A 7,808-nucleotide genomic window follows, 5' to 3' on the forward strand; every position below is an offset into this window, starting at 1 on the left:
GTGTAACATGTTAGATTCTTTGCTAACAAAAAAACGTGTATATGAGAAAATACTCTGAAAAAAGAATGAGGCGAAAGAAGATGACAAATGTTTTTTTTATGGAGCTCAACGATCTTAATTATGAACTCGAACGAAGTGCGGAAATACTGAGGGTATTGGCACACCCTGTCCGTTTACAAATTGAACATCAATTATTAGGGAAAAAGGCTTTAAATGTTACCGAATTACAACAGATTTTAAAATTACCGCAATCTACGGTTTCACAACATCTTCATAAAATGAGAAATCATAAAGTGTTATCACATGAACGCAAAGGAACAGAAGTATTTTATCGAGTGGACGATAAACAAGTGAAACAAACGGTTCACATACTGATGGGATAAACAGATAACTTTTTGTACCTGCCTAGTCATGTACAGATACAAAAATAGAAAGAGGAGGGAATTCTTTTATGGGTGTAAATTCATATTACACGTATATCACAATAAAAGAAATCATTTTTATTCATGCCTATGTGACAGGGGAAGAAATTCCCTCTTCACAAGCATTACAGATTCTAGGACAATTTGATTCTGAAGAAATATCAGGCACAATTAGAGAAACACGTCGGTATCGTATACGGAAAAATGGGGAAGAATTGTTTCAATACTATAGACAGAAACACCCGAAATTATTTGAGAAACAAAGATTATACACGTGTGAAGAGTTGAAACACCGAGCGGTGTATTACTGTTCGTCTCATTTGACGATTCACATGTAATTCAGGATGTACAGGAGAATGTTCGAGTAGGTAGAACATTCTAGTGATTGTATATTATATCCAATTCATTAGCCGAGGGGGATGAAAAAACGAACGCCCAGGTTCCCCTCTAACGAAAGATAAGGAGATTCTGAATACGTTTGAGTCTCAAAAGGCAAAGAGCGACGATACAAGGAGATAAGAGGGTGAAAAAGATGAGCAGTAATATTTCAGGTAGAAAGGAATATAAATAAGTGAGGATAGGTGCATATACAAGTAAATATATAAAATTTCACGTACCAGATTATTTATAAAAACAATATACATCAACAAAGGTAACAAGGGTTGCTTCTTCTCTCCTTCCTCCGCTACAATAGATATATACTCTCTTTGTCCATTCCCCCGAAAAAGGGGAATAACAAAAAAGACAGAATATGAAATAAGAAAGGTGACTCACTCTATGAATCAACCTTTAGTAAATTTACGAGTCGATTTTGCTTTCAAGCAATTATTTGGTGTACAAGGACAAGAGGAATTACTGATTTCTTTTTTAAATGCAATCTTGCATGAATCCTTATCTACACCAATTGTATCCTTAAAAATTGAAGACCCACATTTGCATAAAGAATATGAAGAAGATAAATTATCCATACTAGATATACTTGCTACACTTGATGACGGAACAAAAGTCAACATTGAAATCCAATTAAGAAATACACAAGAGATAGTAAAGCGTTCCCTTTACTATTGGAGTAAACTCTATACATCTCAACTTGAAAAAGGAATGTCTTATCGGTCGCTCCGAAAAACGATTGCAATTAACTTATTAGATTTCCATCTCTTTCCTGATTATGAAGATATGCATACAACTGGACAGTTTTGGAGTGAACAGCAGAAACAAGTTTTACTCGATGATTTGGAAATCCATTTTATTGAGATTCCCAAATTGCTTCAGCAATGGAGAGAAGAAAAAATTAATCCGTGGGAAAATGAATTTGCTCGTTGGTTACTGTTGTTACCAGCCCATGAAGATGAGCATTTAACCCACACTTTGGAGGACATCGCCATGAAACAAGACCCGATGTTACAAAAAGCGATTCATAAATGGGAGAACATGAGTCAGAGCAGTTCTTTCCGCCTAGCGTATGAAGCCAGAGAAAAAGTTTTATTTGATGAGCAAGCCAAATTAGCGCATGCTCGTGAGGTTGGAAAAGAAGAAGGCATTCAAGAAGGTAAATTAGCCGAAAGAGAACAGTTAATCCGAGGCATGCATAAAAATGGTATGAATATAGAAGATATTGCGAAGTTTACCAATATGGATATTAAGAATATACGCCATATTTTAGGACAATAAAAGGTAGACATCTCCTTTATCAGAGATGTCTACCTTTTATTGTCTGAATATTCACAAAATTAATGCATATCCCCACTCTCCAGATCCAGTTGGATGTTACTATTCCAAACCATACTGGAGGGATCGTTAGCGATGCAATGTATAGTGATCCATTACTTTTATTAAAATGTCCGCGATTAACTTACCACTTTCAAAAATAATTTGATTCTTCGTATATACGTCTATATATTGTCCTAGCCCTTCACTTAACATAATTTCCAGTTCATTATTATCTAATATTTTACCAGTTAAAATGGTAGGACGTTTACTAAACGCTCGATACAAACTTAAAGTTTTAGCCAAAGATGCCACTAAGGGCCTCAACATTTCGTCATAGTATGGAAGCATATCCGCAGCTATTTTCTCATTTAAAACAAAATCTATTCCGTTATCTTTTAAATCAAATCGATATAAGAAAATCATTTTTACCGCACCTTCTTTTACTATCCTGATGCATAGATTCGTAATAGTATCTTTTTTTATTATATAGCAACATTGGTTTATTTTTCAATTTTTCTTTATTTTAATTTAGCGGGATATTTCCAGTCTCGTTTATCTTTTGTATCAGAAGCTGATTTTTGTTTCTTTTGGCTAGTATTTTGTTTTTGTCTATTTTGTTGTTCTATTTTTTCAATTTTGGTTTGCATTCTTTCCATCTGTTCTTTCACTTCTTTTAACTCAAGCTTAATCTCCATCAACAATCTTAAAATTGCATCACCTTTGTTCATGCTAACCACCTTCTTTCTTACAAGAAAAAAGTTTTCTCAACTTCAAATACATTTAATTTTCTGTTAATAATGTTAAAATATAGAAGAAACATTCAGTAGGTTTTATTCTATCTACTTTTTCTTTGCGAACAGACTATGCCAATAGAACTGTTCTTTTTTTAGTATTGGAGGAATGCATATGGAGCCAAATATAAGTAATACCAATCAAATGAAAACAACTAGTCATTCATTAAATTTAAAGCAAATAATAGGAATTATAGTTGGGTTCTTCATCTTAGTAATTAGTCTTTCCTTTTTTAATGAGAAACAAGACTTTTATTTTTATCCTTGGTACTATGAATACCTCGTCTATTTTTTAATATTTTTTCTCATTATTTTAACATATAAACCGGCTCGCTTGTATTTGTTTCAACTCTTATCTTCTATAAAATTTAATAAACCTAAAGACTATGTATTTATTATCTTATCGTGGATTTTTTTAATGAGCTACTTAGCTGTTCTAAATATTATAACTCAACAACTTAATATGCCCCCTGATCCACCTAAAATGATCTATAACCCAAGTGAAATACAGTTATTTATATATGGAATTGGCCTTGTCCTTTTAGCACCTATTTGGGAGGAATTTTTATTTAGAGGAATTCTGTTTTCTAGATTAAAAAACTATATACCTATATGGGCTTGCTTTATTATAAGTTCTCTCGTCTTTACATGTATACATCCTATTTCTTTCGGTAATTCATTATACATCTTTGTATTTGGTTTACTAGTAGCATATTCCTATTATAAAACCAACAATATGTTGGTTCCTATTTCTATACATCTATTAAATAATTTATTTTCCCTTTCAATAGCAATGCAATAAGAGTGTCTTTAAAAGACACTCTCTTTCTTTAAGCTCTCTCATATTCAATAGTTGTTTCCGTACGCGTTGTTTCAAAAGAATCAATTTTTTTCCCAATGGCATTATACACATCAAAATGCATATAATATTGTCTTTTTACTCTATACTCTTTAAAATTCCTACTTTCTGAATATGTTTTACCACCACCAAAATTAATTCCGTACACTGTAAAACCAGTATTAGTAGCCCAACCACTAGTTCGAGTAACTGTTCCTAAGTACTCATGACTAAGAATATTAGAATATTTAATATAGCCTTTATACTGATTACATGTAGCACATAGTGGCTTAACGGATTCTGTACCATTTGTCGGATTTATCTCTGCTGCATACGTACGATCTGCAAAAAAACTTCCACCTGCTAAAATGCCCCCTACCAATAACGCTGGGATTACTTTCTTTTTTAAAAACTTCAAATTCCCCACTCCATTCTTATTATATTTATGCTTTTTCCAATATATTCAAGCACAACTTAATGATACCTCTGAATATAGGGGTACAGCCGAGATACATGTAAAAATAGGTCATAGACTTACTTTTATTTCCAAACACAATCAAATCGGGGTTTTCTCTATGGTTTTTGAACTTATTATCATACACCCTAATCATACAATTGAAACGAAGTATTTTCGGTAGCTAACTAATGGATGATTAGGGTTAACCCATAATAGACAAAGACAGGTTCTTTATTGTAAATAAACGTAACGAAACTTAGTTATAAGTTCAATAGATTTTAATTACAGAATATTACATATATTATTGATAAACACTAACAATATATGTAATATTTTATTAGTTTAGTATATATTTAAATTGTACCAAATAATAACAATTAGGAGGGTTAAGTTGTGAAAAAGAAGAGAATATTTCCAGTATTACTTTCTTTAGGTTTAGCATTTGGTGTCGGGGTTACTACATTAGCACTTCCTAGTACAAATGCTAGTGCGGAGGTAATGGAAGATCAGCCGACAATAACTTTACGGGATGGAAACCGTAGTGTCGTAAATAAAGATTTTTATATTTCCCCGGGATATGGTCATGTTAAAATGTATCTTTATAATAAAGGGAAATCTACTGTAACGATTTATCTTAATCATAGTAGTGGTAAAAATTATATAAATAAAGTGGAACTTGCTCCTGGTCAGAGATATGACTGGAAAAGCAATGACTTTTATCCACAAGGAGTTCGGGCTGGCAATTATATGTTACAACTTACTAGTGGTGATGAACCTACAATTGTTGATTTTGCTTATAAAACATCTGATAATCCATGGTAATAAAAAAGAGGACGGGTTCTCCGTCTTCTTTTTTTGTGCATTTTTTTAGCAATGACAGAAAAAATACCCCTTAACAAACGAAGCTGCAAAAAGATGAGCGGTAATCGAGTTCATTTTAATACTAATTGACTGACTGCGCAAAGTGAGAAAATCAGCTTTTTGTTTTCCAAAAAATACTTTAACGTGAGTTTTATGTCACTCGGTTAGCGGAATCTACAGTTGGAAATAAAAGTAAGCCTATGACCTATTTTTACACATATCTCGGCTGTACCCCAATATAAGTAAAATAAATACTATTCTGTAAATTTAAACTATATATAAATCGACATATTATTTATTCATCTATATCTACGAATTCTAAAAAAGTTCGAAAAGGTACACCTTTTGAAGTATATTGAAACCTACTCGATTTAGTGCTTCAGAAGGTTTAAAATTATATTTTCGAAGTACTAAATAATTAAATATACCTTTTGAAGTATTTTTGATATAATTTCATTAGAAACACTTTGAAAGGATGTCTATTTATTTTGAATACAAGAAAATTCGGATATATAAGGGTTAGTAGTAAAGATCAAAATGAAGATCGGCAGCTCGACGCAATGAAACAACTCATCACTGACGAACGAGATATTTTTATCGACAAACAAAGTGGAAGAGATTTTAATCGTGATCAATATCAACTCGTAAAACGTATGTTAAGAAAAGATGATATTTTATATATTCATTCCCTAGATCGTTTCGGTAGAAATAAAGAAGCTATCCTTGAGGAGTGGAAAGATATTACCCAAAATATTCAAGCTCATATTGTTGTATTAGATATGCCACTTTTAGATACAACTCAATATAAAGATAGTTTAGGAAATCTAATTACTGATTTGGTACTCCAAATCTTGTCCTGGCTTGCTGAAGAAGAAAGAACAAAAATAAAGACTCGTCAACGCGAGGGTATTGATGCTGCAAAGAAAAAAGGTAAGCATTTGGGTAGACCCAAAACTAAAATAACTCAGGAATTTATCGATGTATATAACGATTGGAAACAAGGAGAGATTTCAGCACTATGCGCCATGAAAAAGTGTAATATGACAAGTCCTACATTTTACAGAGTAGTCAAAAGGTATGAGGATAAGGAGTGAAAAATATAACATGACTTCAAAAGAGCTCCAACATACAATAGAAGGCTTCTCTTCTTATTTATCAAACAAAGGAAGAAAACCTTCTACAATCAAACGATATATCTATGATGTGGAAAGTTTCATTCAATGGCTGCATCAATCAAAAAGGTTTACTAATGATACTATTTGGGAATCACTACACAAAAAAGATTTCGAATCATTTTTTTACCATTTAAAAGCCGATCGTCAATACTCCGATAAAACTGTACATCGTATATATATTGTTTTAAATAGGATGTACGAATACTTAGATTTACCAAGCCCAATTGAAGGGACTACTCATATAGATCCACCTAATCGAGCATTACGTAAGGAGGATTTCATTTCTTTCCAGGAAGAGATACGCTTAAAAGAAGTTATTTCTTCACTAGAAGGTCTTACAGAAAAACAGCGATCAGCACGCCCAATGATCTTAGGGCGGAATGTTTCTATCGTTACATTACTCCTGGATTATGGATTATCTTTAAAAGAGCTTGTTTCTCTGCGAATGATACACATACATTTCGAAAATAATACTTTATCCATTCCTGAAGACTCAAAAGTAAATAGAATTATTCATTTGAAGGAGGAAGATAAATTATACCTATACAATTATTATAAAACTATCCCTGAACCTGTACGTTCTAAATATCACAGCAATGATCCACTATTTGTTGCTTTTGATTTTACCCGGGGGACATATCACTGGAGCTATGAGGATGATGCACCAAAATTTTTAACAGAAATCTCAATACAAAAAATGATTCGTTTAGAAGTAAAACGTGCTAATCTCCGAAAGGGAATTTCTGCTCAACACTTTCGAAATACCTATATTTTAAGATGTATTCAAGAGAACAATGTCTCTAAACAAATCATGCAGCACATAGGATTCAAATCTTACTTATCATTAAATAGATATTATGATTATTATAACGCTATAAGCATCCTATAAAAAATAAAAACTCAAACTAAATTATTAATATATAATTTTTACATAACTATGGGATTTTAATGGATTAAATGAAAACAGAGATTTGATAATGAGAAAAAAATGAAGAATCATATTATATCTAGATTCATTTCTGTACCCTGTTATACAATTATTTTATTAATAATTAGGTACGTGAAATTATTATACGGTTTAGAAACACATATAGTACATTTCTTTCATTATCCTTCTAATTAAATTTAAAAACCTAAAACTATACATGAAATATTTTACTTTACCTGTTAAGCTATAATGGTAAGATAGTGCATTTTGTATAAGCATATTTTTAAGGAAGGTAGGTACATATTTTTGGATAACAATAATACAGGAAACTCCACAATGATTATTTATATATGTCTTGGCATGAGCCTAGGGTCGGCTTTTGGATTGCTTATTAATAATCTTGCTTTAGGGATAATACTTGGTATGGCTATTGGTTTTGGTGTTTTTAAATTACGTCAAAAAAAATAAATTAATTAAAATATGTAACATAAAACATTTGATTTCTATAAAAAGATAACTTAAATACATAATAAAAGAGCTTACTTTCAACTAGGTTATTCAATCAAAAATAGTGTATATGTAGAAGGATTTTTATTTATGTAGAGGGTGTTGCAAAACTAAAATAA

The 7,808-nt window shown here is 31.6% G+C and carries 11 protein-coding genes; 8 read left to right on the top strand and 3 right to left on the bottom strand.

From position 1 onward, the window contains the following. Window positions 1–80 precede the first annotated feature (80 nt). From RT27_RS31620 to RT27_RS31630, 3 genes are all read left to right on the top strand, one after another. The gene (locus tag RT27_RS31620) at window positions 81–383 is read left to right on the top strand and encodes a metalloregulator ArsR/SmtB family transcription factor (RefSeq protein WP_043939279.1); all 303 of its coding nucleotides are present in this window, start codon (window positions 81–83) and stop codon (window positions 381–383) included. A 68-nt stretch (window positions 384–451) separates the two neighbouring features. Next, window positions 452–760, top strand: coding sequence for a hypothetical protein (locus RT27_RS31625; RefSeq protein WP_043939281.1), 309 nt, complete (start codon window positions 452–454; stop codon window positions 758–760). Between the two features lie 439 nt (window positions 761–1,199). Next, window positions 1,200–2,093, top strand: a complete 894-nt coding sequence (locus RT27_RS31630; protein WP_043939283.1) for an Rpn family recombination-promoting nuclease/putative transposase — start codon at window positions 1,200–1,202, stop codon at window positions 2,091–2,093. Between the two features lie 126 nt (window positions 2,094–2,219). On the opposite strand, the gene RT27_RS31635 is transcribed toward RT27_RS31630, so the two are convergent. Together RT27_RS31635 and RT27_RS31640 are read right to left on the bottom strand one after the other, a co-directional pair. Beyond that, entirely contained in the window at window positions 2,220–2,555 is a 336-nt protein-coding gene (locus tag RT27_RS31635; protein WP_043939285.1) for a hypothetical protein, read from the bottom strand. A 95-nt stretch (window positions 2,556–2,650) separates the two neighbouring features. After that, window positions 2,651–2,860 (bottom strand): hypothetical protein, encoded by a 210-nt coding sequence (locus tag RT27_RS31640; RefSeq protein ID WP_043939286.1) that lies wholly within the window; start codon window positions 2,858–2,860, stop codon window positions 2,651–2,653. Window positions 2,861–3,038: 178 nt separating this feature from the next. Here RT27_RS31640 and RT27_RS31645 point away from each other — a divergent pair, with 178 nt between their 5' ends. Then, the gene (locus RT27_RS31645; protein ID WP_052497714.1) at window positions 3,039–3,725 is read left to right on the top strand and encodes a CPBP family intramembrane glutamic endopeptidase; all 687 of its coding nucleotides are present in this window, start codon (window positions 3,039–3,041) and stop codon (window positions 3,723–3,725) included. Between the two features lie 28 nt (window positions 3,726–3,753). On the opposite strand, the gene RT27_RS32570 is transcribed toward RT27_RS31645, so the two are convergent. After that, window positions 3,754–4,179, bottom strand: coding sequence for a hypothetical protein (locus tag RT27_RS32570; protein WP_052497715.1), 426 nt, complete (start codon window positions 4,177–4,179; stop codon window positions 3,754–3,756). Window positions 4,180–4,611: 432 nt separating this feature from the next. Between RT27_RS32570 and RT27_RS31655 the strand changes: the two genes are divergently transcribed. The 4 genes from RT27_RS31655 to RT27_RS36190 all read left to right on the top strand — a co-directional run bounded on the left by RT27_RS31655 (window position 4,612) and on the right by RT27_RS36190 (window position 7,650). Then, window positions 4,612–5,040, top strand: a complete 429-nt coding sequence (locus tag RT27_RS31655) for a hypothetical protein (protein WP_043939288.1) — start codon at window positions 4,612–4,614, stop codon at window positions 5,038–5,040. A 527-nt stretch (window positions 5,041–5,567) separates the two neighbouring features. Next, entirely contained in the window at window positions 5,568–6,173 is a 606-nt protein-coding gene (locus RT27_RS31660; RefSeq protein ID WP_043939290.1) for a recombinase family protein, read from the top strand. A 10-nt stretch (window positions 6,174–6,183) separates the two neighbouring features. Further along, window positions 6,184–7,143: a phage integrase N-terminal SAM-like domain-containing protein gene (locus tag RT27_RS31665; RefSeq protein WP_043939292.1), complete on the top strand. Its 960-nt coding sequence runs from the start codon at window positions 6,184–6,186 to the stop codon at window positions 7,141–7,143. A 375-nt stretch (window positions 7,144–7,518) separates the two neighbouring features. Then, window positions 7,519–7,650, top strand: coding sequence for a hypothetical protein (locus tag RT27_RS36190; RefSeq protein ID WP_257140737.1), 132 nt, complete (start codon window positions 7,519–7,521; stop codon window positions 7,648–7,650). Window positions 7,651–7,808 lie beyond the last annotated feature (158 nt).

Source organism: Bacillus sp. L_1B0_5 (genome assembly GCF_000836715.1).
Classification (GTDB): Bacteria; Bacillota; Bacilli; order Bacillales; family Bacillaceae_G; genus Bacillus_A; species Bacillus_A thuringiensis_S.

Coding starts and splice junctions, on each gene's coding strand:
- RT27_RS31620 (WP_043939279.1), top strand. CDS start 81: ATGACAAATGTTTTTTTTATGGAGCTCAACGATCTTAATTATGAACTC.
- RT27_RS31625 (WP_043939281.1), top strand. CDS start 452: ATGGGTGTAAATTCATATTACACGTATATCACAATAAAAGAAATCATT.
- RT27_RS31630 (WP_043939283.1), top strand. CDS start 1,200: ATGAATCAACCTTTAGTAAATTTACGAGTCGATTTTGCTTTCAAGCAA.
- RT27_RS31635 (WP_043939285.1), bottom strand. CDS start 2,555: ATGATTTTCTTATATCGATTTGATTTAAAAGATAACGGAATAGATTTT.
- RT27_RS31640 (WP_043939286.1), bottom strand. CDS start 2,860: ATGAACAAAGGTGATGCAATTTTAAGATTGTTGATGGAGATTAAGCTT.
- RT27_RS31645 (WP_052497714.1), top strand. CDS start 3,039: ATGGAGCCAAATATAAGTAATACCAATCAAATGAAAACAACTAGTCAT.
- RT27_RS31665 (WP_043939292.1), top strand. CDS start 6,184: ATGACTTCAAAAGAGCTCCAACATACAATAGAAGGCTTCTCTTCTTAT.
- RT27_RS36190 (WP_257140737.1), top strand. CDS start 7,519: ATGATTATTTATATATGTCTTGGCATGAGCCTAGGGTCGGCTTTTGGA.